A 24020-nucleotide genomic window follows, 5' to 3' on the forward strand; every position below is an offset into this window, starting at 1 on the left:
CCCATGACCGACCCCGGCGACCTGCCGATCCCCGAGCCGCCCGAAGACGGGCGCCGCGAGCGCGCTCTCCTCGCGCGCAAGTGGGCGTACCTGCTCGGCGGAATCGGTTACGTGCCACTGGTGCACGCCAGTTTCGAGGCAGAGCTGACCGCGCTGCTGGACGCCTTGTGCGCCGAGGTATACGAGAGCGGGCAGGAACATTCGCCGGGCAGCACGGGTTCGCTGGAGGCCGCGGGCGCGCGACTGGCCGAGCTCAACTGCGCGAGCGGGCAGGCGATCACCGTCACCATGGGCGTCCTGGGCAAGGGTCTGCTCACGCTGCCCGAATTCCAGCCCGCCGAAGAATTCGCCGAACGCGTGGTGGGCGTGCTCGGCGCGCTGGCCGCGAGTGTCGTGGTGGCCGCACAGAACGCCACCTTGGCACAGCAGGAAAGCCTGAAGCTGTCCATGCTGAAAGCGGTACGGGACGCCAAATACGAGCTGCGGACCGCGCAGGCACGGTTCGACGAGGTCGCCACTTCCTCCGCCAGCGGCATCCTGGTCACCGACCTGGACGGCACGCTGGTCACCGTGAACGCCGCGGCCGGCGTGATGCTCGGGCACGCCCCGGACGAGCTGACCGGACGCGACCTGTTCGAGCTGGTACACCCCGACTACAAGCTGGTCCTGCGGGAGGATTACCGCGCGCTGCTGACGGGCGAGGTCGAGCGGATCAAGCAGTCGCAACGGTTGCTCCACCGCGACGGCGAGCCGGTGTCGGTGTCGTTGACCGCTTCGCTGCTGCGCGGCGCCGGTGACGAGCCCAGCCATTTCGTCACCGTCGTCGAGGACGGCACCGAACTTTCTTTGCTGCAGAACGAACTCAGCAGGCAGGCCCTGCACGACGTGCTCACCGGCCTGCCCAACCGGCAGTGCTTCGGCACGCGGATGGAGAACCTGCTGGGCGGGGCCGATCCCGAACTGGGCGTGACGCTCCTGCGGCTGGAGCTCGATTCCTTCGCGGTGGTGCGCAACGGCCTCGGCGAGCGTGCGGCCGAACAGCTGCTGATCGCCGTGGCGAAACAGCTGAAGTCCGTGATGGCCAAGGAAAAGGCCCTTCTTTCCCGGTTCGACGGCGCGGAATTCGCGGTGCTGGTGGAGAACGGGCCGGACACCCCGGACCCGGTGCGCTTGGTGCACGAACTGCGTCAAGCGTTGACCGAACCTACTTACGTGGACGGGCACGGGCTGGCGCTTTCGGTCAGTATCGGCGTGGTCAATCGGCCCGCCCAGGACAGCGAAGCCGCCGATCTGCTGCGCGAGTCCCATCAGGCATTGCGCCGGGCGAAGGCCAACGGGCACGGGCAGTGGGAGTTGTTCCACCCCGAGCAGAACCGGCTGGACCGTGAGACCGACGCGCTGGCCGCGATCATGCCGGGCGCTTTCGAGCACGGGGACGTGGAGGCGCGGTACCGGCCGCTGGTACGGCTGGCCGACGGCGCGGTGCACGGGGTGGAGGTGCAGCTCAGCTGGGATCCGCCCGGCGTGGGCCCGCTGTCCGACCAGCACTGCCGCCGTTTGGCCGAGACGACCGGGCTGATGCTGCCGCTGGGCGAATGGCTGCTGGGCACCGGATGCCGTCAGGTGGGCTGGTGGCGGCAGCGGCTGGACCGCGACCTGCGGATGCTGATCAGTCTGAGCCCGCACCAGGCGGCCGACACCGACCTGCTCACCCGGCTGGTCGGCGTGCTGGAGGAGACGCGGTTCCCCGCCGAGCGGCTGCTGGTCGAGTTGCCCATGCTGGCCCTGGCCGCCGACCTCGGCGAGACGAGGGACAACCTGGGCGCGCTGGCCGACCTCGGGGTGCGGCCGGTGATCAGCGTCCGCGGGCTGGGCGACGGCGCGCTGGCCCTGGTGGCCGACCTGCCGGTGCACGGCGTGCGGCTCGACTGCGGGCTGCTGGACGGGATCGCGCCGGACTCGCCGGTGGCCGGTCTGCTGCGGGATCTGCCGGAACTGGCGCACCGGACGGGCGCAGACGTGATCGTGGACGGTCTGACCACCGCCGACCAGGCGCGATTCTGGCTGGCCGCCGGGGCCGAGCTGGCGGTGGGTGATCACTACGGCGGGCCCTGCCGTCCGGACGAGCTGGCGGGCGTTTTCGGCGACCGGGGTCAGGAGGAGCCTCCTGCCTGAAACGCCGTGTGGAGGGCGGACCGGGAATCGGTCTCGCCCTCCACACGGGGATACAGCCGGTCATCGCCGGACCGCCGGTTCACCTCCGCTGACCTCACTGGGAGTGCGCAAGGTCGCCATGGCCAGGAAGCCACCGGCGATCGCGATCCCGGCGGCGCCGAGGAACGCGGCCGAGTAGCCGCCGGTCAGCGCGACCGGGTCGCCGACCCGTCCCGCACCGGCCGACACGGCGACCGCGGTCATCGCGGCCAGGCCGAGCGCCGACCCGATCTGGTACGAGGTGTTCACGATCCCGGAAGCGAGGCCACCTTCCTCCGGTTTCGCGCTGGAGATCGCGGTGCCGAGCGACGGGATGAACGCCAGCGCCTGACCCAGGGCCGCGACCAGCGACGCGGGCAGGACATCGACGACGAAGTTCCCCGTCGGGCTGACGAAGGACAGCCACACCAGGCCCGCGGCGAGCGCCCACAACCCACCGATGATCATCTTCTTCGGCCCGAACCGGCCGATCAGCTTCGGCGCGACCGCGACCATCAGCACGACGATCAGCACCGTCATCGGCAGCAGCGCCGCGCCACTGGCGAACGCGCCGTAGCCCAGGACCTGCTGCAGGTACAGGTTGAGGAAGTACCACATCGGGATCCACGCCGCGCCGAGCAGGAACTGCGCCAGGTTCGCGCCGCCTAGGTTCGGCGTCCGGAAGATACCCAGCCGCACCAAGGGGACTTCGCGCTTCCGCTGGATCGCGACGAACACCGCGAGCAGGGCGATGCCGCCGGCCAGCGCGCCCCACGTGCCCGCCGAGTCCCAGCCCGCTTCCGGTGCGCGGACGACGCCGAACACGGTCAGGCCGAGGCCCGCGGTCGCCGCGATGGCGCCGGCGATGTCGACCGAGCCACGCCGGGCCGGGGCGGACGGCATCAGCTTGCCGGTCGCCACGATCGCGACCAGCGAGATCGGGACGTAGAGCCAGAAGATCCACGGCCACGACAACCATTCGGTGATCACGCCGCCGAGGAACACGCCCGCGGTGCCGCCCGCGGGAGCCGCCGCGCCGTAGAGCGCGAGTGCCTTGGTGAGCTCACGCGGACGCGCACCGAACAGCATCATCAGCAGGGTCAGCGCGGACGGCGCGATGAGTGCCGCTCCGGCGCCTTGCAGCACCCGGCCGAGCAGTTCGACCCAGGCGGTGCCCGCGACCGCGGCGACCACGGAACCGCCGAGGGTGACGACCCAGCCGGCGGTGAACATCCTCCGCGCGCCGAACAGGTCCGAGAGGCGTCCGCCGAGCAGAAGCAGCCCGGCGAGCGCGATGACGTAGGCGTTGAACACCCACGACAGGTCACCCGGGGAGAACCCTAGGTCCTGCTGCATCGCCGGGAGGGCGACGCCGATGATCGAGGTGTCCATGATGACCATGAACTGGGCCAACGCGATGAGTCCCAGCGCCCACCACCGTCGTGGGTCCGGGGTTGTCTCCGCCATGACGACCGTCCTTTCAGGATTCAGTTACCCCTAGGGGGTATTGCGGAGTTGAAGTTAGACCGATCGGGCACCGCCGCACAAGTACCCCTAGGGGGTGTTAATGTTGCGGTCGTCACAGGCGCTTCCTGGCGGCGAACCGTTACGCGGCACCAAGTAGGTCGACAGGTACCCCTTACAGGTATAAGGTTCCGGCGACCGACAGACGAGGAGGAGCCGTGCAGCGTCTCAAATCGCTTGATCCGACCGATGCGCCGGCGAAGTCCGCCGAGTTGCTCGGCGACATCATCGAGCGGCACGGCTCGGTGGGCCCGATGGTCTCCGCGATGGCCAACTCCCCCGCGCTCCTTCAGGGCTACCTCGACTTCTCGCGCGCCATGAAACGGGCCAAGCTTCCCCGGGCACTCGGCGAGAAGATCTCACTCGCCCTGCAGGAGTGGATCGGTTGCGCACTGTGCCTGCAGGCGCACACCCGGGCCGCGCGGGCCGCCGGACTCGGCGACGACGACATCGCGCTGGCACGCCAGGGCACGTCCACCGATCGGCGCGAGGCCGCGCTGATCGCGTACGCGGTGCGGGTCCTCGCCGAACCGTCGTCGATCGGCGACGAGGACGTCGCCGAATTGCGGCGACACGGCTGGAGCGACCGGCACATCGCCGACACGGTGGGGCTGGTGTCCCTCAACCTGCTCACCGGTTCGTTCAATCTCGTCGCAGGACTCGAACCCGCGCCTGCCGAGCAGTCCACAAAGGAGAAACACGATCATGTCGGCTGAACACGACCACTCGCACCACGAGCACCAGCACCACGGTGACCACAGTGGACATTCGGGCGACGGCGGCCACGAACACCACCAGCAGGGCAAGGTGTCCTGGAGTATGGCGGCGTCGGCCACCCTGCACTGCCTCACCGGCTGCGCCATCGGCGAAGTGCTCGGCATGGTGATCGGCACCGCGCTGGGCTGGGGAAACCTCGCCACCATCGTGCTCGCCGTCGCGCTGGCGTTCGTCTTCGGCTATGCACTGACGATGCGCGGCGTCCTGCGCGCGGGCGTCGGTTTCAAGCAGGCCCTCAAGGTCGCGCTCGCCGCCGACACCGTCTCGATCATCGTCATGGAGATCATCGACAACGGCGTGATGCTCGTCGTCCCCGGCGCGATGGAGGCCGGTCTCACCAGCGGGCTGTTCTGGGGCGCGCTCGCCTTCGCCCTCTTCGTCGCCTTCCTGCTCACCACGCCGGTCAACAAGTGGCTCATCGGCCGCGGCGCCGGACACGCGGTGGTGCACGCTTACCACCACTGATTCACTACGGATCAAGGGCCGCCCTTGGTGCTTTCGCACCGGGGGCGGCCCTTTTGTCGTTGCTGCGTTCTGATCGGCGGTGGGCAGGTTGCGAAAGCCACTTTCGCAACGTTGAAGGTTGCGAAAGTGGCTTTCGCAACGTCAGCGGAGGCTCGCCGTGCTGCGGAATCCCTTGAGCCGCAGGCTGTTCGTCACCACGAAGACCGAGCTGAACGCCATCGCGGCGCCGGCGATCATCGGGTTGAGCAGCCCGGCCGCGGCCAGTGGCAGCGCCGCGACGTTGTAGGCGAAGGCCCAGAACAGGTTCCCCTTGATGGTGCGCAGCGTCCGCCGCGAGAGCCGGATCGCGTCCACCGCCGCTCGCAGGTCACCGCGGACGAGGGTGAGATCCGACGCCTCGATGGCGACGTCCGTGCCGGTGCCCATGGCCAGGCCGAGGTCGGCCTGCGCGAGCGCGGCCGCGTCGTTGACGCCGTCGCCCACCATCGCGACCACCTTGCCCTCGCCCTGCAGCCGCTTGACCACGTCGACCTTGTCCTTGGGCAGGACCTCCGCGATCACCTCGGTGATCCCGACCTCCGCGGCCACCGCGCGGGCCACGGCCTCGTTGTCCCCGGTGAGCAGGACCGGGGTCAGGCCGAGCGCCCGCAGCTGCGTGATGGCTTCGGCGGACGTCGGCTTCACCGTGTCGGCGACGACGAGGACGGCGCGCGCCTTCCCGTCCCAGCCGACGGCGATCGCGGTGCGGCCGTCCTTCTCCTCGGACGCCTTCTTCGCCGCGAGATCCGACGGCAGGTGGTGCGCCCACTCCTCCAGCAGCGCGCTGCGTCCGGCCAGCACCGCCTTCCCGTCGACGATCCCTTGCACACCAAGGCCTTCGACGTTGGTGAACTCCTCGACGGCGGGCAGCTCGCCCACCCGCTCCCGTGCCGCGCGGGCGATGGCCTGCGCGATCGGGTGCTCCGAAGCGTTCTCCAGCGCACCGGCCAAGCGCAGCGTCGTCTCCTCGTCGACGCCTTCGGCGACGTGGACCGCCACCAGCGACATCTGCCCGGTGGTCACGGTGCCGGTCTTGTCGAGGACGACCGTGTCGACCGAGCGCGTGGACTCCAGCACTTCCGGGCCCTTGATCAGGATCCCGAGCTGTGCGCCCCGTCCGGTGCCCACCAGCAGCGCCGTCGGCGTCGCCAGCCCCAGTGCGCACGGGCAGGCGATGATCAGCACGGCCACCGCCGCGGTGAACGCCGCCGCGACCGAACCACCGGCCCCGAGCCAGAACATCAGCGTGCCGACGGCGAGCGCGATCACGATCGGCACGAACACACCCGAAACCCGGTCGGCCAGCCGCTGGACCTGCGCCTTGCCGGTCTGCGCGTCCTCCACCAGTTTCGCCATCTGCGCCAGCTGCGTGTCCGCGCCGACCCGCGTGGCACGGACGACGAGCCGTCCGCCCGCGTTCACCGTCGCGCCGACCACGGCGTCGCCGGGCCCGACCTCGACGGGGACGCTCTCACCGGTCAGCATGCTCGCGTCGACGGCGGAGCTGCCTTCGGCGATCACGCCGTCAGTGGCGATCTTCTCCCCCGGCCGGACCACGAACCGGTCCCCGACGACGAGCCGGTCGACCGGGATCCGCTCTTCCTTGCCGTCACGGAGCACGGCGACGTCCTTCGCGCCCAGCTCCAGCAACGCGCGCAGCGCGGCACCGGCCCGGCGCTTGGACCGCGCCTCGAAGTACCTCCCTGCGAGGATGAACGTCGTCACCCCGGCGGCGACCTCGAGATAGATGTTGCCGTCCCCGGCCATCCGCTCGACGGTCAGTTCGAAGGCGTGCGTCATCCCCGGCGTCCCCGCGCTGCCGAACAGCAGCGCGTACAGCGACCACAGGAACGCGGCGAGCGTGCCCATCGAGATCAGGGTGTCCATGGTGGCCGCGCCGTGGCGCAGGTTCGCCCACGCCGCCTTGTGGAACGGCCAGGCCGCCCACACCAGCACCGGCGCGGCCAGCGTCAGCGAGATCCACTGCCAGTAGGTGAACTGGAACGCCGGCACCATCGCCAGCAGGATCACCGGCACCGACAGTACCGCGGAACCGATCAGCCGCTGCCGCAACGGCGCGATCGGGTCGGCCTCTTCGGCGGGCCCGTCCGGCTGCTCCTGCTTCGGCGGAGCCGGCAGAGCGGCGGCGTAACCGGCCGCCTCCACCTGCTCGATCAGCCGCTGGGGTTCGATGTCCCCGCTGTAGGTGACTTTCGCCTTCTCCGTGGCGTAGTTGACCGTGGCGGTGACGCCGTCCAGCTTGTTCAGCTTCTTCTCGATGCGCATCGCGCACGACGCGCAGGTCATCCCGGTGATCGCGAGTTCGACCTCGGCCGTGGTGGCCTGGTCCAGATCGGAAGTCATCGTGGTCACTCCTTTCCGGCTCGGCCTCAGCCGTGTCCGCCGTGGCCGTCGCCGGCCGCCGGGGGTGGGGTCTGGTTCTGGGGCGCCGAAGCGGCCGGGGCGGGTGTGCCCGCGGTGGCGACGGTGAACTCGGCGGTGCGGACCTTGCCCTGGTGCTGGAAGTCCAGGAACAGCCGGTACGTCCCGGCCGAAGGGACTTCGGCGAAGAAGGTCACCGTGGGGCCGGGTTTCGTGCGGCCGTCTCCGGGCTCGCCGTCCGGGTGGACGTGCAGGTAGGCGAGATCGCCACCGCGCAGCGCCACCAAATGCCCGTAGGCGCCCAGATACGGCTGCAGATCGGTCACGTCACGGCCGTCCTTGGTCACCGTCAAGGTCACCTTCGACGCTTTGCCCGGCGCCAGCTCGCCGTCCAGGCGGACCTGGTAGCCGTCGACGTTCGCGACCCGCGAGGGCTGGTGCTCGACGGGCTTGAACTCCCCCGCCGCGGCCACGTCGACACCGAGTGTCGAGGCCGAGCCGCCCGTCGGCTTGAAGTCCGCGAAGACGCGGTAACTGCCCGCCTCGGGCAGGGCCAGCGGGACACTCCACACGCCGTCGGGCGCGAGTTCGGGATGCACGTGCTGGAATCCGGCCGTGTCGCGACGGACGACGATCAGGTGCATCCGCTTTTCGTGTTCGACGTCGTACGCGGTGACCGGCGCGCCGTCGGGGCCGAGAATCCTGAAGGAGAAGGGCTGGTTCGTCCCCGGCGTGAGCGTCGTGGTGGTGGGCGTGAGGGTGTAGCCGCCCCTGGACGACGCGAGCCCGCCGGGCTCGTCGGTCGGCGCCGCCTCCGCGACGGTGCCGCTGTGAGCGTCCCCATGCCCGGCGTCCTCGCCGCCGGGAAGGCCGGCCGCGCCGGCGAAAGGACCGACAGCGGCGCCTGCGGCCCAGGCGCCACCGGCGACCAGGGCAAGCGCCACACCGTAGGCGGAGAGCTTCGCAACTGTGTTCATCGTGAAGTCCTTAGTGCGGGCCGTGACCCGCGATCGGGAGCGAACCGCGGCTCAGGCGGTCAGCTCGTATCCGGCTTCTTCGACGGCGGCGCGAACATCCGCGAGGGCGGGCTCCCGGGAGCCGGTCACGGTCACCGCGCCGGTGGGCAGATCCACGCGGACGCCGGTGACGCCGTCGATCTTGCCGACCTCTTCGGTGACGGAGCGGACGCAGTGGCCGCAGGTCATGCCGGTGACGGTGTAGGTGGTCTCGCTCATTTCTCTTCTCCTCCGGATTCGTTGCGGTACTTCAGGAACGGACGAGGCGGGCGATGACGTCGGTCGCCTCTTTGATCTTCTCGTCGGCCTCGTCGCCCCCCTTGGCGATGGCGTCGGACACGCAGTGCCTGAGGTGCTCGTCCATCAACCCCAGCGACACCGACTGCAACGCCTTCGTGGCCGCGGACACCTGCGTGAGGATGTCGATGCAGTACTTGTCCTCTTCGACCATTCGCTGCAGGCCCCGGATCTGTCCTTCGATCCGCCGCAGCCGGGTCAGGTAGTCGTCCTTGCCTTGCGTGTATCCGTGCATCTCGACCTCCTGACGAGGACTCTACATACCCTAGGGGGGTAGGGCAACCGGCATACCCCGGTGGTGTATGTCACCACTCGCTCGCGCGGCAGCCGCCTTCGACGCGCCACCTTCGGCCGGGCATGATTGGGACGTCCGCGAATCCCGACTCGAGGAGTGAGCGTGGCCGATCACGGCGACGACAAGGAGCGCCAGCTCAAACGCCTGCGACGCGTCGAGGGGCAGATCCGGGGGCTGCAGAAGATGGTCGAGGAGGACAAGTACTGCATCGACGTCCTCACCCAGGTTTCAGCGGCGACCCGCGCCCTGCAATCGTTCTCCCTCGAACTCCTCGAGCGGCACATGGCGGGCTGCGTCGTCGAAGCCGCCGCGAAGGGCGGCCCCGAGGCGGACAGGAAGCTCCGGGAAGCCTCCGAAGCGATCGCGCGCCTGGTGCGCTCCTGACCCTTTTGTACAAACGAGCGGGCGGGTGACCTCACGTCACCCGCCCGCTTCTCATTCCGCCCTGGTCGCCGTGAACCCGGTCCGGACGTGGGCTCCGTCGCAGAACGGCTTCTTCGCCGAATTACCGCACCGGCACAGCAAGTGCGTGCGGCCGCCGATCTCGTATTCGTTGTTGTCGTGGTCGACCAGCCGGACAGGGCCTTTCACCTGATACGGCCCGTTGTCCACGACCTTGATGACGACGGCCGGTTCGGCTCCGTTGTCGGCCATCGTCGTCAGCCGACCACCTCGTAGCCTGCCTCTTCGACCGCGGACCGCACCAGCCGCGCGTCGACCGGCCCCTCGCTCACGACGGTCACTTCACCGGTCGCGATGTCCGCGTCGACGTCGCTGACCCCGGCGACCCCGTTCACCGCCGTCGTCACCTTGTTCATGCAGCCCGAGCAGGTCATGCCCTTGACCGTGTACACGGTGGTGTCCATCAGCCTCCACCCTTCGATCGGAGTACTTTACCCCCGTAGGGTATAGCACCAGCTGCGAGCGCGGCAAAGTCCGTGACGGGGTCAGGGTTTACAGGTCGGACTTCAGGATCTCGTCGGCGTCCTTCACCAGCACCATGACGTCCTGATGGCGATCCCACGCCGCCTCGTCGTACCCGGCGAGACGCAGGCCGGGAGCCTCCAGCGCGCGCTGCACCGCCCAGCCTGGCGAGCTGAGCGAGATGCCGTAGCCGTCGTTGCCCGCGTAGTCGTTGTAGCCGAACCCGCACGCCTTGTACGCGGCGAGCACGCGGTCGGTGGCACGGGCGTCCAGCCCGTAGTCCTTGCCCGCCTCGGCGCGCATCGCCATCCGGCGGCCGTGCGTGGTGACCACCGCGACGCCGCCGGGAGCCAGCGAGCGCGAGAAGTAGCGCAGCAGCGGACCCCAGTTCGGGGCATCGAGATGGGTCAGCACCGAACCGCACCACAGCAGGTCCACACCGGTCACCTGCTCGATGTCGTCGACATCCGGGGCGCCGGGCACGGCCCGCGCGCCGAACGCCTCCGCGCAGGAGGCCAGCGCCGCCGGGTCCATGTCGCACGCGATCAGCTCCGCCGCCGGGAAGGCAGCGCGCAGCGAACGCATCACCCGGCCGTAACCACACCCGAAGTCCAAGACCCGCTTCGGTTCCGGCCTCCCCGTGACCTGCAACGCGGCGAGCACCGCGCGCAACGCGTCCCTGGACACGCTCATGTAGTGCGCGGTGTTGTTGCCCGCGAACATGCTGTCGCCCTCGGCGATCGTCGTGCTGACCTCGGGCATGATGCCCGCGACGGTCTCGTCCAACGTCTCGCTCATTCGTCCCCCTGGAAGGTCGGTCCCGAACGGGAACCGTAGCGGCCACGGCGCTCGCGCCGAACTTCGCCCGCGTTTCCGGAATGACGTGAATGTGGACGGAATCGCGCGGCCGTCAGCGTCTGCGAGTGGGCGTGGAACGGCGCGGGGTCGTCGGGCGCTTCGCGGTCGTCGGGGCGCGGTACGTGGTGGTCCGTGTGGTCTCGGGGGTGATCCGGGTCGTCGTGGTCGTCGCCGGGGTCTGCGGCGAGGCCGTCGTGACCGGACCGGTCGTCGTCGGAGCCGTCGCCGGGGCCGTCAGCGAAGTCGTCGCCGGGGACACCACCTGGCCGCGCCCCTGCCCGCCCCCGGCACACGCGCCGAGCAGCGCCACCACGCCCACGACCAGCCCGCACAGCCACACCCGCATGGCGCGGACCTTAACAGTCCGCGGGCCGGGGATCAGGCCGAACGACCGAATCCCACCCGCCCCTCGGCTAGGCCGCGGCTCGCAGGCGATACAGCTCGGCCAGCGTGGCGCCCTCGGCGCCGATGTCCGCGCCGTTCTCCGTGCCCAGCCACGCGGCCGCCTCGTCTCGCGGCAGCGGGCAGACCTCGATCTCCGCGAGGCAGCGGCCGGGCCGGACCACCGCCGGATGCAACCGCGCGACGTCCTCGTTCGTGGTCAGGCACACCAGGATGTCCAGGCCCTGGCCGAGCAGTCCGTCGGTCAGATTGAGCAAACGGGACAGAGCCTGGCCGGAGTCGCGCTTCGCGTCCGCGCCGACGAGTTCGTCGCAGTCCTCGAGGATCAGCAGGCGCCATTTCCGGTTGTCCGCCCGCTCTTCACCGAGCACCACCGATGTCAGGTAACCCGGATCGGCGAACAGGACCTCGGGGTCGAGGACGTTGTCGACCTGGCACCAGTCCCGCCATTCGTGCGCGAGCGCGCGCACGGCGGTCGTCTTGCCGGTGCCCGCGGGGCCGTGGAGAAGGATCAGCCTGCCGGTGATGTCCTCCGGGCGCGCCGCCATGAGCGTGTCGAGCGCGGTCACCGCCGACCGCGGGTAGTTGCCGCGGATCGCCTGCCACGGCGGCAAGTCCATCGTCCTGGGCGCGCGTACGCCGGCGCCGCCGCATCCCTGCACGTGCCAGAACCCGACCGGTACGGCCGATTCCCCGGGTAGCCCCGTCCGCGCGGTTCCGACCGCGGCCGCGAGCACCTCCTCCGCGAGCTTGCCGGAAGTGGCGCACACGCACACGGTCGCGGCGCCGGCGCGGCGGCGCATCGCGACGAGTGTCCAATCAGGACCGGAGGCGAGATGCGAGCGCTTGCCGTCCAGTTCGTACGTCAGATCCGCGGTGACTCCTGGCGGCAGCAGCGTCGCGTCCGGCGAGACCTCGGTGATTTCGGCGGCCCGTGAATGCGGCTTGGCCCCGGTGATGAACGGTTCCATGGCCAGCGCGTTCAGCACGCCCTCCATCGGCACGTTGCCACCGAAGAACATCCCGCGATCAAGGGACTGGGGTGATTCCGTTGTCCTTGCTGTCACCCCATCACGGTCCATCGCGCGAGGCGGGCGCACATCAGGGACCGTCCCCGATTCACCCCTGACAGGGATCTTCGCCGGACCGCCTGTGCGCCAGGATCGCCGGGATGATTGTCTCTGGTCTGACACACCGACCATGTGCGGAAGGAGGTGCGCGGTGAGCGATGACGGTTTCATCGAGGTGATCGCCCGCGAAGTGGAGGCCGACCCCGGCAATCTGGCGCTGCGTGAGGACTTCATCACGCTGCTGCTGGAGAAGGACCCGGACCGCGCCGCCACCGAACTGACGGCGTTCGAGGCACACGGCGGTGATCAGGCGCGGATCCGCCTGCTGCGTGCCCGGCTGATGGCGGCGCGGTTGCGGACCTCGGCCCCACCGCCCGCCGAGGCCGTGGCGGCCCCGTCCGATGAGGACCGTCACGCCGTGAGCGCCGGCGCTTCGGAGTCGCTGTGGGACACCGAGCGTCCGTCGGTGACGCTGGCCGACGTCGTGGGGCTCGCCGAGGTCAAGCAGCATCTGAACACCGCGTTCCTGACGCCGCTGCGCAATCCCGAACTGGCGGCGGCGTTCGGGCAGAAACCGGGCGGATCGCTGCTGATGTACGGCCCGCCCGGCTGCGGCAAGACGTTCATCGCCAGGGCGATCGCCGGTGATCTCGGCGCGTCCTTCATCCACGTGACCCTCGCGGACCTGCTCAGCAAATGGATCGGTGAAAGCGAGAAGGCGATCCAGAGCGTGTTCCGCCACGCCCGCGCGGCCGCACCGTGCGTGATCTTCTTCGACGAGTTCGACGCGCTCGGCGGACGGCGCACCTCCGGTGGCGGCGGTTCGCAAGCGATGCGGATGCTCGTCACCCAGCTCCTGGAGGAGCTCGACGGCGTGGCGGGCGCGAACGACGGGGTCTACTTCCTCGCCGCGACGAACCGGCCGTGGGACATCGACTCCGCGCTGCGCCGCCCGGGCCGGATCGACAAGACGGTGCTGGTGCTGCCCCCGGACGCGGTCGCCAGGGCGGCGATCGTCCAGGGCGCGCTGGACGGCAAACCCGCCGACGACGTCGACGTCGTGGCCGTCGCGGCGGCGACCGAAGGGTTCTCCGGTGCCGATCTCAGCCACCTGACGACCACCGTGCTGCAGCAGGCGATGGTCGAGTCGATGAGCAAGGGCGAGCTGGTCCCGGTCACCACCGGCGCGCTGCTGGCCGCCGTCCGCGGCATCACCCCGTCCACGACATCCTGGTTCGACCAGGTGGCGCCGGTGCTGGAGTTCGGCGTCGACGACGGCACCTTCGACCAGCTCCGGGCGTACCGGGTCAAGCGGGGCATGCGATGAGCGACACCGTCGAGCGGGACCTCGACCTGGCTTGGGAACTCCTTGAAGCACAGCCGACGCATCCCCGCGTCGCCGAGCTGGCGGTGCGGGTGCTCGCGGCCCAGCCGGAGCGGAGCAGCGCGTCGATGGTGCTCGCATACCACCGCGAGTCCTGCGGCGACACGGACGAAGCGCGGCGCCTTTATCACCGGGTGGCCGGTCGCCGCGACAATCAGTTCATCTGGGCGGCTCGCGCGCTTCGGCATCTGGAATCGGGGGAGCACAACCACGACGAGGCGTTGCGGTGGGCTCGCACCGTACTGGCCCAGAACCACGAGGGCTGGGACGACTGGATGCAACTGGGCCACGCCCAGGCCTGCGCCGGGGAGCACGAGGCCGGGTGGCGGCAACTCGACGAGGCGGTGGCGCTGTGCGCGCGGACGGCGCCGGACCACCTCCCCAAGGCACTGGCGAAACGCGCGGAGTACCTGCTGGGCACCTGCGCACCACCCGAACGGTTCGTTCCCGCCGCCGAGGAGGCCATCCGGACCAACGTGGCGGACTCCTGGGTCGCCACGCTGCTCGGCTACGCCTACCTGGCGCAATACCGGTTCGACGACGCCGAACGACTCGGTCTCCGGCTGCTGCGTGAGGACCCGACCGACGACCTGTTGCACACCCTGGTGGATACCGCTCGGACGATGCTGACGATCGTCGAAAAGGCGCGCGACGACGACATCAGCCTGGCGGACATCCAAGCCACCGGCGCGCTCGAGATGGCTTGGCAGCAGATCCGCGACCTGAAGCTGGGCATCGACCTGGCCTCCGCGCTGGCGGCACTGGACGCGGTGATGCCCGCCGAACTCCGCGACACGCTAATGCCGGGAGCCTCGGCCGCGGAGCTGGCCGAGGGCGAGGACAAGGTCGGCTCCATGGCCGCGAGGGATCTGCTCACCTGGCACAACGGCCAGCCGCCCGGCTCCGGCGCCGCCTGGGGCTGGACCGAGCCGTTCCGCCTGATGTCGGCGGCCGAAATCATCGCCATGGACTCCGAGATCGAAGCCGACCAGGCGGCGCACCCCGACTGGCCCGACAAGGAGGTCTGGGAGCAGGTGATGACCGACGACGCCGGGGCCTACCTGGTCGCCGTCGCGTTCGGGAGGCTGGTGAAACGCCGGGCAGGACAGCCCGACGAGCCCGTCGCCGACTCGATGGCCGACTGGATCTGGGACCGGGTGGCGAACTTCGGCGGGCAGGACCCGCGGCCGGCGCCGCTGAACTCCGAGGCGCCCACGGCCGATCCGCTCCCGGCCCCCGGGACACCGCTGACCGGTGTCATCGTCACGATGTGCGCCTCGTTGGGCGAGTCTGAGGACTCCCCTGCCTTCGCGGAACTTCGGCGGCTCTTCCCCGGCTCGACCGTCAGGCGGAGTGAGCTGGTCCCCGACGAGCCGAGCACCGACGGCGTCTACATCGAGGCGCTCGACGGGCTGGTGACGAAGGTCAGCGTGGATGTCGCGGTCTGCCCGGCCGCGGACCGGCTGATCTCCGGGCTCGACCTCGGCGGGCATCGTGGGTCCGTCGATGCCTTCGTGCGGGCGCATGGGGCCGTTCCGCACGACAGCTGGGTGAACCGTGCCAACGGCGAAGCCACGGTCGTCTACCACATCGACGGGCATCGGCTCTGCTTGTGCTGGGCGGACGGGAGTATCGCCCGGATCTACGTCACCGGTGCCTGAGCGGCTCGCGCTTTTGGCGGCTTGCCGTTCGTTGCCGGTTTTCGGCGACGGGTTCAGAACGGTGGTGGTTCGTCGGCTGCTGGGCGGGGTTCGTGGAGTGGCGGTGGTGGTGTGCTGGCCGGTGGGTGTGGTGATGGTGAGGGTGCCGTCGGTGGCGGGGTGGTAGGTCCAGCCGGGTTCGTCCTTCGACCGGTGCTTGAGCGGCGGCTGGCGCCGCGCGTGCCCGGAAGGGGACGCTGTCGTGAATGTTCGGGTCGTTCCAACGCTCGTGCTTTCGGCGACTCGCCGTACGTTGCCGCTTTTCGGCGACGGACTCAGAACGGTGGCGGTTCGTCGGCTGCCGGGCGGGGTCCGTGGAGTGGCGGTGGTGTGCTGCCCGGTGGGTGTGGTGATGGTAAGGGTGCCGTCGATGGCGAGGTGATAGGTCCAGCCAGGTTCGTACTTCGACCGGTGCCTGAGCGGCGGCTGGCGCCGCGCGGGCCCGGAAGGGGACGCTGTCGTGAATGTTCGGGTCGTTCCAACGCTCGCGCTTTCGGCGACTCGCCGTACGTTGCCGCTTTTCGGCGACGGACTCAGAACGGTGGCGGCTCGTCGACCGCCGGGCGGGGTTCGTGCAGCGGTGGTGGTGTGCTGTCGTAACGCTGCCCGGTGGGTGTGGTGATCGTCAGAGTGCCATCACAGGCGAGGTGGTAGGTCCAGCCGGGTTCATCCTTCAACCGATGATCGCGGCGGCAGAGATCGATCAGGTCGGTGTCAGTGGTGTGCCCGCCGTGCTGCCACGGCACCGCATGATCGATGTCGCACGCCTGCGCCGGACGATGGCAGCCGGGTCTTCGACACTCACGGTCCCGCACCCGCACGAACTCCGCCAAACCCGCGGTCGGCCGGTACCGGTCACGGCCCAGATCCAGAACCTGCCCGGACAGCGGATCGGTGATGATCCGCCGCAACACACTGTTCCCACCCGTGGCGATCTCCCTGGCCAGCGCGGCGGGGATCGTGCCATGTCCCGCGAGCTCCGCCGGATCCTCGTTCAAGCCCAGATAGGTGAACAAATCCATATAGAGGAACACTTCGCTGCGTTCACTCGCCCCGCCCTGGCCGCCGAGCAGCAGATCGAGGGCGACATCTGCCCGTAACTGCTCCAACGTACGAGTCTCACCACCGGTTCTGAGTGCGCGAGCTTCACGATCGATCCGCTGATACGCGGCAACGACCTTCTCCACCGGCCCATCCTCGACCTCGATCGACGCAACCCCCGTCTCACCATGCCGCATCGTGAGGCGACGTCCCTCACGGTGCCGCTCGGCCCGTTTCCCGGCACCCTCAGGGTCGATCGTGTTCGCCGCATGATTGGCCGCTTTCCGGACCTGATCGGGGTTCTTGTCCGCGATCCGCTCTTCCAGCAGCGCGTCGACCGCTTGAGCGTCCTCGTCGGACAGCCAGGCGGTGGCCGTGGCGACCTTCATCGCACTGAACCCGGCCAGCTTCCCCTCATCCATCAGATTCAGCGTGCGGGGTAGGCGGGTGGTCAGCGCGTCCGCGGCAGCGACCAGCGCACCTGCATGATTGTCCACAAGGGACAACTCAAGCGCGACCTCCTGCGCCACACTCCGCGCACCCTCACGATGACGGTTCAGCTGCGCCAACGCCCGAAACCGCACCGCCTCCAAACGCGCGATCCCCGCCGACGCGGCCTGCGCCAACGCCACGCAATCCTTGTCATCCAAAGAATCCACCACGGAGTTCACCGCGGCCAGCACCTCGGGATCGGCGAGGCTTTCCACAAGCGCCACAGGCGCGGAATGAGTATCCACCCCACGAACCTACGACCCACCACCGACAATTCCCGGCCCCACGAACAATCAAAGCATCGCCGATTTTCGGCAACACCACACCAGCAAATAACGTGAAAGCAATTCCGGGGACTCGACTGTGAAGAAACCGGGCCGGACGCACCGGAATTCAAGAGGCCTTGACCTCCGCCAGCGCGCGTTCGCGTACCTCCCGCACGACGCGGGACCGCGTGAACGCGGACGAAACCGCGCTCAGCCAGGCGCTTTCGTCCCGTGCGCTGGGATGCGGCCCCGCCGATCGGTTCGGCCAGCTCCGGCCTGCCTGTCGCATCACCAGTGCGGCGGCGAGTTCGGCGGCGGCGCGCGTGGGTTCGTCGACCGGGGTGCGCAGCCAGTCCCCGACATGCGGTGGGACGTGTGCCCGCAAGGCGAGCAGCCCGTCGCGGATCTCGATCACCCTGCGGTACAAGGTGAATTCGAGGTCGTGCCGCACGGGCAGCGCGATCTGTGGGTGGGCGGCGACGAGTTCCTTCCACAACGGTGTCACCGCCCGGATCCTCAGCCACGCACGCGCCAGCCGGAGCGCGCCGTCCCAGGTGGTGAACAGTCCACCGAGGACCCACAACACCATCGCGCAGAGCCCGACCAGACGTGCGCGGGGCAGGAAGTCGAGGTCCGCGAGATCGGTGATCTCCAGCCACAGCGAGGGAAGCCCGGAGAACAGCGCCCAGCCGATGGTGACGACGGCGGCGCAGACCAGGATCCGCAGCCCGGTCCGGAACGCCCCTCGTGGACGGCCCGCGGCGCTGCGGACGAGCGTGCGGATGAACAGCACCAGGCACGTGACCGCGTAGGTCGTGAGGACCACCTGGTACGCCACGATGCTGAGGCGCCATTGGAACTCGGGCGTGCCCGCCTCGGACTTATGCGGCGCGAAGTCCAGGTAGCACACCACCATCAGGGTCCAGCACACCACGATCGGCCAGAACGGCGTCGGTTTCTCCGGCGACCGGGTGCTGCGGACCAGTTGCAGCAGCGCGCGCATCGCGAGCAGTTGCAGCGCGTTGGTGACCAGCCGCGGGAGTAGTTCGTCACCGAGCAGCCGGACCGTGTCTTCGGCCGAGACGGCGAGAGCCACCGCCATGCTGAGGAAGAACGTGGCCAGGTACCCCGGTCCGGCGCGGACCGTCATCAGCCGGGTGAGGCCGATCAGCGCCAGCAGCGCGGCGGACAGGTAGCTGATCATGAACCGAGGGCGTGGCGCAGCCGATCGTTTTCCGGCCCGGTGCGCGCGGCGCGGCGCATGAGCAGCGAAGCGACGAGTTCGGCTTCCTTCTCCTGTTCCCGCGCGTAGGTGGTGCGGCCGAGGACGCGGCGGACCAGGTCCACCGACAGGCTGGGCGCGACGATCTCCGCGATCGCCTCCGGCCGCACCTCGCCTTCGACGTGCCCGCAGAGCAGGTGACCGAGTTCGTGCAGCAGGATGTGCCGCTGGTGCAACGGGGACGTGTCCCGCGTGTAGAACACGTAGTCCGCCCGATCGGTGGCCGCGAGCACCCCGCACGGCGCCCCCGGCCGCGCTTCGAGCGGCACCAGTTCGATGGGCCGCCCCCGCATCGCCGCGACCTCGCCGAACAACGTGGTGACGTCGAACGGCTCCGGCAGCCGCACACCGCCCGCGATGCGCTCACATCTGCGCCAGAGCGCACTCTTCCTGCCCAGCATGGCTACTCCCCCGGGTCACGCTTGGACTCGCGCCGCTTGATCGCCTCGACGATGTCGGTCACGGTGCCGAGCCCCTCCTCGGACAGCGTCACCGCGCGCAACGCCAGGTTGCGCACCGCGCTGTTGCGCAACGCTCCCAGCAATTCGACCTCCTCGGCAAGGGCCCTCCCCTGTTCGTCGTCGAAGAAGTACGCGGGCGGCACCTGGAAGAACGCCGCGAGCGCTTCGAGGTGCCGTTTGGTCGGGTTGTCCCGGCGACCGGTCCGCAGTTGCCACAGGTAGGCGGCGGAAAACGACTCGCCGGTGCTCTCCCGGCAGGCCCGCGCCACCTCCTCGTGGCTGTGCTGCTCGCCGTTGGGCCGCCGGACCACCTGGAAGAGGCGGTCGATCCGGTCGGTGAGCGTGGTCGCCCGTGGTTCGGTCATCTTCACCTCCGTTAGCTGAAATGAATGACATGCGTTGCTTCGTTCATCTGGGTTGACATCCAGACGGCCGTCGCCCTACGGTTTCCACGTTAGCTGAGATGAATGACCAAGGGGAGTCGGTCGATCCTGGCTGACACCCAGAAGGGGGATCTCCCATGAAGAAGTTGCTGACCGCGGCCGCCCTGGTGGTGGGCGCGGTGACCATGTCGGCACAGCCGGCGTTCGCCGTGGAGACCGGGGACTTCTACGCGACCGGCATCGGCCCGGGACCGTCGGACGCCGTCGCGTCGGCGGAAAAGGTCGCGCGCTTGTACGCGCGCAACACGGGCTGGCTCGACTCGCAGTGTTACGTCCGCGGCTCCGACATCCGGTCGCACTTCGACTACTACAGCGCACGCGTCTGGCTCTACTGCCAGCGCTGAAACCAGGAGGGGAAAACATGAACAGGACGATCGCCCGCGCCACGGGGGCCGCCGTGGTCCTCGCGGGACTCATGACACTGGCGCCGTCGACGGCGAGCGCCGAGGAGACCCGGGCGTTCCTCGGGACCACGGTGGAGAAGACGTCGGCCTCGGCCAAGCGGACGGCGTTGCAGCAGGCCTACGACCACGCTTCCGTCTACGGGTACACGCAGGATCAGTGCGTGATCATCCATCTGTACTCGGTGAAGATCAGCTTCGTGATGTACCGGGGTGAAGCCGGGATCCACTGTACGAAGTAGGGGGTCCGTGAATGCCTCCTTGAGGGACTCTGGGTCCCTTAAGGAGGCCTTCACGGATGTTCAGGCTAGGTTGGCCGGGTGAGTCTTCTCGACGACGTGGCCGAACGCGACGGCTGGCGCTGCTGGGTGTGCGACGAACCGGTCGACCCGGACATGTCGGTGAACGACCCGCGGGGCCCGAGCGTCGACAGCCGGACCGCGGACCGCAAGGCCAAGATCGCGGAGCGGCTCGCGCACCGCGGCTGCAACACCCGCAAGGGCGCGGTCAAGGTGGTCATCGCCTGGCCGGACCGGCTGCACGTGGTCGAGCCCGCGCCGCTGATCACCGTCGCCGGGCGGCTGGAACGCAAGGGAGGCCGCGAAATGGTGGCCCGTTGCCCGACGAAACAGGACGCGCAGGAGGCGGCCGACTGGCTGGTGGACCGCTTCTCCCGGCTGGTGCCGGGATTGCCGGTGACCGCCGCCGTCGAGCCGGGCGGCGGCCAGTTCCTCGTCATCCTGGCCGCGGGCCGTCGCTGACCGGATAACCCGATCCTCGCCCTCGCGCAAGCCCTGAACAAACCATTGTCCGAGCCGTGGCCTGCCTGTTTAGTCAGGGGCGCCCGGCCGATGGCAGGGCGTCGAGCGCACGGAAGCGAGGGACACATGAGCGGAAAAGCGTTACCGCGCAAGCTGATCACGATGGCGGCCGCGGTACTGACGGCGGCGGGCCTCTCGATCGCCGGCTCCGCCACGGCTTCGGCCGCGGACTTCTACTACGAGATGCCGTACCCCGCGGGTGAGGCCTACACCATCTCGCAGGGACCGGAAGGCACCTTCTCCCACACCGGCGCCTACAACGAGTACGCCTGGGACATCGCACTCCCGGCCAACTACGAGGTCTCCGCCGCACAGGGCGGCCAGATCCTCGTCTCGGGCTGGTCGCCGTACGCGTCGAACGGCATCGAGGTGATCATCCGGCACTCCAACGGCACCTGCACGCAATACATCCACCTGAACCGGGCCATCTACGACGCGGGCGCCTGGGTCCCGCAGGGCCGGATCATCGGCTGGTCGGGCAAGACCGGGGCGGCCACCGATTATCACCTGCATTACCAGGTGATCAACTGCGCCAACCGCGTGAGCATCCGCTCCACCCTGCAGGGCTGGACCCCGCCGACCGGTTCGCGACCGGTCAGCGTCAACACCAGGGCCTGAGCCCGCGGATCCGGCAGGACACCCGTGGCGCCGCGGGTGCTCCCCCGTCAGCCCGCCGATTTCGTGATGGTGACGCGCGCCGAGCCGGTCTGTTCGTCCTGCACCAGGATCTTCAGCCCGTTGCCTTCGTAGCGGGCGATGGCGAGGTTCGCGTTGTGGGTGTCGGCGTAGCCGAGATTCGGCAACGTGTCCGCGTAGAAGGTCTTCGCGCTCTCGGTGTCCACGCCGTCGACCCGGAACGACACGACACTGTCATCCGCGCGCGAGGCGGGCGCCGTACCGCCCGGCGGCAGCGGGAACTCCGTCAACGGCCAGCCCGCGGGCATCGGATACGCCGACCCCGTGGTCGACGCTTGGCTCGATCCCGGCCCTGCCGCGGGAGCGGAAGGCTGCGGATCACCACCACAACCGGCGATGGCCAAGCAAGCGAACAGTGCGGCCAGTGCCGTCATCGAAATCCCACGCTTTTTCGTCACGACGGAAAACTACCTCCCGCCGAAACTTCACCCGAAAGCGGGTACAGCGCCGCATTTCATCGGTATTTCATCCGCGCTCATTAATGTTCGGCGCGGTAATACGACAGTGGGGAGAAACCGATGAAAAGAACCGGAGCGCGTTTGCTCGCGACCGCCGTCCTGTCCGTCGTCACCCTGGCAGGCGCGATCGCCGGCACGGGAGCGGCGCAGGCGGCACCCGCCCGCCCGGACGGTCCGTGCGGGCCAGTCATGTTCGTCGTCCCGGGATATCAGGACGGCGGCGCGCAAAAGCTGCTCGACCGGGGACTCGCGCCGGGCGGCGCCGACCCGGTGCGCATTCCGTATCCGAACAGCGCCGGGGACGTCAATCTGTACGCCGACGTCGACGCCGGTGTCGCCAATCTCCGGACCGCGCTCTACAACCTTTATGTCACCTACGGCTGCGACCTCGAAACGAAGGTGTACATCGTCGGATTCAGCCTCGGCGCGCTCGTCGCGGGCACGGTGCTGGAGACCGAGCCGCCCGGACGGAACATCCAGGGCGTGCTGTTCGCCGACGGGCGGCGGCAGCCCGTCGAGTCGAATTGGCCGGGTGACCCCGGCGGGTTGATCGGGCATCTTCCCGTTCCCGGTCCCGGTGGCGCCGGTTTCCGGCCGGTGGATTCCTTCCGCTACCCGACCTTGAGTCTCTGCAACGGCCCCAACGCGGCGGGCGGCGCGGATCTGATCTGTTTCGGCGGTACCAATCTGGACAGCTATTTCAGCTCGCACCCGTATTACAGCTTCGAGGTGGCCAACGAGCTGAACATCCACGGCGAAGGCCCGTACCCGAACAATCTGCGCAACCGCGTCATCCCGTAACCCGCTTCGCCACCCCTTCCCGGTGGGCCCGCCGGGAAGGGGTGGCATCCCTGCGCGGTTTCAGATGTTCAGAACATCTGGTGCTAACATCTCAACCATGCGTGTCCTCTTCGCCAGCCTCGCGTCGGTCGGCCACACCTATCCGCTGATCCCGCTCGCGATCGCCGCCAGGAACGCCGGGCACGAGGTGTTCTTCGCCGCCGGCGAGAACGTCCATCCGCCACTGCTCAGGAACGGCCTCCGACCGTTTCGGCCGGCGGACACGTTCTACGAGATCTACGCCGAGGACCTCGAACCGGAACTGGCTCGGCTACGGCCCGACCTCGTCGTGCACGAGTGGGGACAACCGGGGGTGGCCGTCGCCGCGGAACGCGCCGGGATCCCGGGACTCTGGCACGGTTTCGGCCGCTTGTTCCCCGACGGGATCGGGCTCCAGCCGCCGACGCGGCCCGACCGGCCGCATCTCGACATCTGCCCGCCGTCCTTGCAGGACAAGGACTTCCTCGCGACGGCCGAACGCGTCGAACTACGTCCCGTTCCGTTCTCCGAACCGGCGGCGCGGCTCGAAACGACCGCGCGACCGTTGATCTACCTGACCCTCGGCACCGCGTTCGGCACGCCGGAAGTGCTCGCCACGGCCATCCGGGGGCTGGCCCCGCTCGGCGCGCACGTGGTCGTCGCCTCGGGACGGATCCGCCCTGACGAACTCGGCGCCGTCCCGGACAACGTCACGGTGCGGGCCTGGATCTCGCAACCGGACCTGATGCCGCACGTCGACGCGGTGGTGCACCACGGCGGCAGCGGCACGACGCTCGGCGCGCTCGCCGCCGGTGTCCCGCAACTGGTCCTCCCCCAGGGAGCCGACCACTTCGCCAACGCCGGAGCGCTGTGCGCCGCGGGGGCCGCGCTGAGCCTTCAGCCCGGCGAGCTGAGCGCGGAAGCCGTCGCCGCGCACACACGGACCCTGCTGGGCCGGAACGCGCATCGCGACGCGGCCCGGGCGATCGCCGAGGAGATCGCCCGGATGCCCTCGCCCGACGAGGTCGCCCGCACCCTGCCGGAATGGACTCGGGCCTAGAACCCGAACAGCTCCTGCGGGATTTCGTAGTCGTCCGGCCAGGTCAGCCACGCGACGTCGGTCGGGCCGATGGCGCAGTTGGCCACCCGCCAGGACCGCGGGTCGTCGTCGACGCCCGTTTCGCTCTTCTTCTTGAGCAGGGCGACGTAGACGTCGGACATGACGCCGTCGGCCCGGCGGTTCTCGTAGATCGTGCCGGCGTAGTACGGACGGCCTGCTTCGGCGGGACGCATCGTGCCCTGCAGGAAAACCCAGGGGCCGAGCCGGTCGAGCTGTTCCACGGCCACCCGGACCTGATCGCCGAACTCCTCGTCGAGCCGGGCGGTGGCGGCCTGGAGCACCGCTTCCCGGACCGGGTCGCCGGGATTCAGCGCCACCGGGAACGGTCGTGCGGACGGGGTGTACATCAAGCTACCTCCCACTGGCGGGCGGGGACGCGAGCGATCGCGTCCGC

At 69.4% G+C, this 24020-nt stretch carries 28 protein-coding genes; 12 read left to right on the forward strand and 16 right to left on the reverse strand.

Annotation, left to right across the window (positions count from 1 at the left end; all coding sequences use genetic code 11):
- Positions 1-3: 3 nt before the first annotated feature.
- Positions 4-2175 carry a bifunctional diguanylate cyclase/phosphodiesterase gene (locus DMC64_RS25470; RefSeq protein ID WP_125735580.1) on the forward strand — a complete coding sequence of 724 codons (2172 nt, stop codon included), beginning with the start codon at positions 4-6 and terminating at the stop codon, positions 2173-2175.
- Between the two features lie 60 nt (positions 2176-2235).
- On the opposite strand, the gene DMC64_RS25475 is transcribed toward DMC64_RS25470, so the two are convergent.
- Complete coding sequence (locus DMC64_RS25475) at positions 2236-3660, reverse strand: MFS transporter (RefSeq protein ID WP_125735581.1); 1425 nt, start codon at positions 3658-3660, stop codon at positions 2236-2238.
- 215 nt (positions 3661-3875) lie between these two features.
- On the opposite strand from DMC64_RS25475, the gene DMC64_RS25480 reads away from it, so the two are divergent.
- Both DMC64_RS25480 and DMC64_RS25485 read left to right on the forward strand, forming a co-directional pair.
- Positions 3876-4433, forward strand: a complete 558-nt coding sequence (locus tag DMC64_RS25480; protein ID WP_125735582.1) for a carboxymuconolactone decarboxylase family protein — start codon at positions 3876-3878, stop codon at positions 4431-4433.
- Positions 4423-4959 carry a DUF4396 domain-containing protein gene (locus DMC64_RS25485; RefSeq protein ID WP_125735583.1) on the forward strand — a complete coding sequence of 179 codons (537 nt, stop codon included), beginning with the start codon at positions 4423-4425 and terminating at the stop codon, positions 4957-4959. Before DMC64_RS25480 ends, DMC64_RS25485 begins: the two co-directional genes overlap by 11 nt.
- A 141-nt stretch (positions 4960-5100) precedes the next feature.
- Here the strand turns inward: DMC64_RS25485 and DMC64_RS25490 are convergent, their stop codons facing one another.
- Genes DMC64_RS25490 through DMC64_RS25505 form a run of 4 tightly spaced genes read right to left on the reverse strand, consistent with a single transcriptional unit; the run spans position 5101 to position 8928 of the window.
- Positions 5101-7362 (reverse strand): cation-translocating P-type ATPase, encoded by a 2262-nt coding sequence (locus DMC64_RS25490; RefSeq protein WP_125735584.1) that lies wholly within the window; start codon positions 7360-7362, stop codon positions 5101-5103.
- A gap of 26 nt (positions 7363-7388) precedes the next feature.
- On the reverse strand, positions 7389-8357 hold the full coding sequence (locus DMC64_RS25495) for a hypothetical protein (protein ID WP_125735585.1): 969 nt from the start codon (positions 8355-8357) through the stop codon (positions 7389-7391).
- A 51-nt stretch (positions 8358-8408) separates the two neighbouring features.
- Positions 8409-8615 carry a heavy-metal-associated domain-containing protein gene (locus DMC64_RS25500; protein ID WP_125735586.1) on the reverse strand — a complete coding sequence of 69 codons (207 nt, stop codon included), beginning with the start codon at positions 8613-8615 and terminating at the stop codon, positions 8409-8411.
- Between the two features lie 31 nt (positions 8616-8646).
- Positions 8647-8928 (reverse strand): metal-sensitive transcriptional regulator, encoded by a 282-nt coding sequence (locus tag DMC64_RS25505; RefSeq protein WP_125735587.1) that lies wholly within the window; start codon positions 8926-8928, stop codon positions 8647-8649.
- A 162-nt stretch (positions 8929-9090) separates the two neighbouring features.
- On the opposite strand from DMC64_RS25505, the gene DMC64_RS25510 reads away from it, so the two are divergent.
- Positions 9091-9372, forward strand: coding sequence for a metal-sensitive transcriptional regulator (locus DMC64_RS25510; RefSeq protein ID WP_125735588.1), 282 nt, complete (start codon positions 9091-9093; stop codon positions 9370-9372).
- 51 nt (positions 9373-9423) lie between these two features.
- On the opposite strand, the gene DMC64_RS25515 is transcribed toward DMC64_RS25510, so the two are convergent.
- The 5 genes from DMC64_RS25515 to DMC64_RS25535 form a co-directional block, all read right to left on the reverse strand.
- Complete coding sequence (locus DMC64_RS25515; protein ID WP_125735589.1) at positions 9424-9642, reverse strand: CDGSH iron-sulfur domain-containing protein; 219 nt, start codon at positions 9640-9642, stop codon at positions 9424-9426.
- Between the two features lie 5 nt (positions 9643-9647).
- Positions 9648-9854, reverse strand: coding sequence for a heavy-metal-associated domain-containing protein (locus tag DMC64_RS25520; RefSeq protein ID WP_125735590.1), 207 nt, complete (start codon positions 9852-9854; stop codon positions 9648-9650).
- An 88-nt stretch (positions 9855-9942) separates the two neighbouring features.
- Positions 9943-10710 (reverse strand): trans-aconitate 2-methyltransferase, encoded by a 768-nt coding sequence (locus DMC64_RS25525; RefSeq protein WP_125735591.1) that lies wholly within the window; start codon positions 10708-10710, stop codon positions 9943-9945.
- A gap of 112 nt (positions 10711-10822) precedes the next feature.
- Positions 10823-11116, reverse strand: a complete 294-nt coding sequence (locus DMC64_RS25530; protein ID WP_125735592.1) for a hypothetical protein — start codon at positions 11114-11116, stop codon at positions 10823-10825.
- Positions 11117-11183: 67 nt separating this feature from the next.
- Entirely contained in the window at positions 11184-12239 is a 1056-nt protein-coding gene (locus DMC64_RS25535; RefSeq protein ID WP_233629802.1) for a DUF5925 domain-containing protein, read from the reverse strand.
- 154 nt (positions 12240-12393) lie between these two features.
- On the opposite strand from DMC64_RS25535, the gene DMC64_RS25540 reads away from it, so the two are divergent.
- Positions 12394-13569 carry a 26S protease regulatory subunit gene (locus DMC64_RS25540; protein WP_125735593.1) on the forward strand — a complete coding sequence of 392 codons (1176 nt, stop codon included), beginning with the start codon at positions 12394-12396 and terminating at the stop codon, positions 13567-13569.
- Complete coding sequence (locus DMC64_RS25545; protein WP_125735594.1) at positions 13566-15287, forward strand: lipopolysaccharide assembly protein LapB; 1722 nt, start codon at positions 13566-13568, stop codon at positions 15285-15287. The genes DMC64_RS25540 and DMC64_RS25545 overlap by 4 nt, the downstream gene beginning before the upstream one ends.
- A gap of 572 nt (positions 15288-15859) precedes the next feature.
- On the opposite strand, the gene DMC64_RS25560 is transcribed toward DMC64_RS25545, so the two are convergent.
- The 4 genes from DMC64_RS25560 to DMC64_RS25575 form a co-directional block, all read right to left on the reverse strand.
- Positions 15860-17083: an HNH endonuclease signature motif containing protein gene (locus DMC64_RS25560; RefSeq protein WP_125735800.1), complete on the reverse strand. Its 1224-nt coding sequence runs from the start codon at positions 17081-17083 to the stop codon at positions 15860-15862.
- A 169-nt stretch (positions 17084-17252) separates the two neighbouring features.
- Positions 17253-18329 (reverse strand): MAB_1171c family putative transporter, encoded by a 1077-nt coding sequence (locus DMC64_RS25565; RefSeq protein ID WP_125735595.1) that lies wholly within the window; start codon positions 18327-18329, stop codon positions 17253-17255.
- Positions 18326-18808 carry an ImmA/IrrE family metallo-endopeptidase gene (locus DMC64_RS25570; protein ID WP_073847821.1) on the reverse strand — a complete coding sequence of 161 codons (483 nt, stop codon included), beginning with the start codon at positions 18806-18808 and terminating at the stop codon, positions 18326-18328. Before DMC64_RS25570 ends, DMC64_RS25565 begins: the two co-directional genes overlap by 4 nt.
- A 2-nt stretch (positions 18809-18810) precedes the next feature.
- On the reverse strand, positions 18811-19233 hold the full coding sequence (locus tag DMC64_RS25575) for a helix-turn-helix domain-containing protein (protein ID WP_125735596.1): 423 nt from the start codon (positions 19231-19233) through the stop codon (positions 18811-18813).
- A gap of 155 nt (positions 19234-19388) precedes the next feature.
- Here DMC64_RS25575 and DMC64_RS25580 point away from each other — a divergent pair, with 155 nt between their 5' ends.
- The 4 genes from DMC64_RS25580 to DMC64_RS25595 all read left to right on the forward strand — a co-directional run bounded on the left by DMC64_RS25580 (position 19389) and on the right by DMC64_RS25595 (position 21151).
- Positions 19389-19655, forward strand: coding sequence for a hypothetical protein (locus DMC64_RS25580; RefSeq protein ID WP_125735597.1), 267 nt, complete (start codon positions 19389-19391; stop codon positions 19653-19655).
- A 17-nt stretch (positions 19656-19672) separates the two neighbouring features.
- Complete coding sequence (locus DMC64_RS25585) at positions 19673-19954, forward strand: hypothetical protein (protein WP_125735598.1); 282 nt, start codon at positions 19673-19675, stop codon at positions 19952-19954.
- 78 nt (positions 19955-20032) lie between these two features.
- Entirely contained in the window at positions 20033-20473 is a 441-nt protein-coding gene (locus tag DMC64_RS25590) for a hypothetical protein (protein ID WP_037346462.1), read from the forward strand.
- Positions 20474-20599: 126 nt separating this feature from the next.
- Positions 20600-21151: a M23 family metallopeptidase gene (locus tag DMC64_RS25595; protein WP_125735599.1), complete on the forward strand. Its 552-nt coding sequence runs from the start codon at positions 20600-20602 to the stop codon at positions 21149-21151.
- Positions 21152-21198: 47 nt separating this feature from the next.
- Here the strand turns inward: DMC64_RS25595 and DMC64_RS25600 are convergent, their stop codons facing one another.
- Positions 21199-21627 carry a hypothetical protein gene (locus tag DMC64_RS25600; protein WP_125735600.1) on the reverse strand — a complete coding sequence of 143 codons (429 nt, stop codon included), beginning with the start codon at positions 21625-21627 and terminating at the stop codon, positions 21199-21201.
- Between the two features lie 120 nt (positions 21628-21747).
- Here DMC64_RS25600 and DMC64_RS25605 point away from each other — a divergent pair, with 120 nt between their 5' ends.
- Together DMC64_RS25605 and DMC64_RS25610 are read left to right on the forward strand one after the other, a co-directional pair.
- A complete protein-coding gene (locus tag DMC64_RS25605; protein ID WP_038518176.1) occupies positions 21748-22488 on the forward strand; it encodes a hypothetical protein in 741 nt (246 codons plus the stop codon).
- A gap of 97 nt (positions 22489-22585) precedes the next feature.
- The gene (locus DMC64_RS25610; protein WP_125735601.1) at positions 22586-23566 is read left to right on the forward strand and encodes a glycosyltransferase; all 981 of its coding nucleotides are present in this window, start codon (positions 22586-22588) and stop codon (positions 23564-23566) included.
- Here DMC64_RS25610 and DMC64_RS25615 read toward each other — a convergent pair.
- On the reverse strand, positions 23563-23973 hold the full coding sequence (locus DMC64_RS25615) for a hypothetical protein (RefSeq protein ID WP_037346455.1): 411 nt from the start codon (positions 23971-23973) through the stop codon (positions 23563-23565). The genes DMC64_RS25610 and DMC64_RS25615 overlap by 4 nt on opposite strands.
- Between the last annotated feature and the right edge of the window lie 47 nt (positions 23974-24020).

Origin of the sequence: Amycolatopsis sp. WAC 04197, from assembly GCF_003947475.1 — a bacterium.
Classification (GTDB): Bacteria; Actinomycetota; Actinomycetes; order Mycobacteriales; family Pseudonocardiaceae; genus Amycolatopsis; species Amycolatopsis japonica.

What these genes read in the sequence shown, in the direction of transcription:
- DMC64_RS25605 (WP_038518176.1), top strand. Translation starts at nt 21,748, where the DNA reads ATGAAAAGAACCGGAGCGCGTTTGCTCGCGACCGCCGTCCTGTCCGTC.
- DMC64_RS25565 (WP_125735595.1), bottom strand. Translation starts at nt 18,329, where the DNA reads ATGATCAGCTACCTGTCCGCCGCGCTGCTGGCGCTGATCGGCCTCACC.
- DMC64_RS25505 (WP_125735587.1), bottom strand. Translation starts at nt 8,928, where the DNA reads ATGCACGGATACACGCAAGGCAAGGACGACTACCTGACCCGGCTGCGG.
- DMC64_RS25580 (WP_125735597.1), top strand. Translation starts at nt 19,389, where the DNA reads ATGAAGAAGTTGCTGACCGCGGCCGCCCTGGTGGTGGGCGCGGTGACC.
- DMC64_RS25470 (WP_125735580.1), top strand. Translation starts at nt 4, where the DNA reads ATGACCGACCCCGGCGACCTGCCGATCCCCGAGCCGCCCGAAGACGGG.
- DMC64_RS25525 (WP_125735591.1), bottom strand. Translation starts at nt 10,710, where the DNA reads ATGAGCGAGACGTTGGACGAGACCGTCGCGGGCATCATGCCCGAGGTC.
- DMC64_RS25595 (WP_125735599.1), top strand. Translation starts at nt 20,600, where the DNA reads ATGAGCGGAAAAGCGTTACCGCGCAAGCTGATCACGATGGCGGCCGCG.
- DMC64_RS25585 (WP_125735598.1), top strand. Translation starts at nt 19,673, where the DNA reads ATGAACAGGACGATCGCCCGCGCCACGGGGGCCGCCGTGGTCCTCGCG.
- DMC64_RS25515 (WP_125735589.1), bottom strand. Translation starts at nt 9,642, where the DNA reads ATGGCCGACAACGGAGCCGAACCGGCCGTCGTCATCAAGGTCGTGGAC.
- DMC64_RS25575 (WP_125735596.1), bottom strand. Translation starts at nt 19,233, where the DNA reads ATGACCGAACCACGGGCGACCACGCTCACCGACCGGATCGACCGCCTC.
- DMC64_RS25495 (WP_125735585.1), bottom strand. Translation starts at nt 8,357, where the DNA reads ATGAACACAGTTGCGAAGCTCTCCGCCTACGGTGTGGCGCTTGCCCTG.
- DMC64_RS25530 (WP_125735592.1), bottom strand. Translation starts at nt 11,116, where the DNA reads ATGCGGGTGTGGCTGTGCGGGCTGGTCGTGGGCGTGGTGGCGCTGCTC.
- DMC64_RS25545 (WP_125735594.1), top strand. Translation starts at nt 13,566, where the DNA reads ATGAGCGACACCGTCGAGCGGGACCTCGACCTGGCTTGGGAACTCCTT.
- DMC64_RS25485 (WP_125735583.1), top strand. Translation starts at nt 4,423, where the DNA reads ATGTCGGCTGAACACGACCACTCGCACCACGAGCACCAGCACCACGGT.
- DMC64_RS25610 (WP_125735601.1), top strand. Translation starts at nt 22,586, where the DNA reads ATGCGTGTCCTCTTCGCCAGCCTCGCGTCGGTCGGCCACACCTATCCG.
- DMC64_RS25570 (WP_073847821.1), bottom strand. Translation starts at nt 18,808, where the DNA reads ATGCTGGGCAGGAAGAGTGCGCTCTGGCGCAGATGTGAGCGCATCGCG.
- DMC64_RS25520 (WP_125735590.1), bottom strand. Translation starts at nt 9,854, where the DNA reads ATGGACACCACCGTGTACACGGTCAAGGGCATGACCTGCTCGGGCTGC.
- DMC64_RS25615 (WP_037346455.1), bottom strand. Translation starts at nt 23,973, where the DNA reads ATGTACACCCCGTCCGCACGACCGTTCCCGGTGGCGCTGAATCCCGGC.
- DMC64_RS25490 (WP_125735584.1), bottom strand. Translation starts at nt 7,362, where the DNA reads ATGACTTCCGATCTGGACCAGGCCACCACGGCCGAGGTCGAACTCGCG.
- DMC64_RS25500 (WP_125735586.1), bottom strand. Translation starts at nt 8,615, where the DNA reads ATGAGCGAGACCACCTACACCGTCACCGGCATGACCTGCGGCCACTGC.
- DMC64_RS25475 (WP_125735581.1), bottom strand. Translation starts at nt 3,660, where the DNA reads ATGGCGGAGACAACCCCGGACCCACGACGGTGGTGGGCGCTGGGACTC.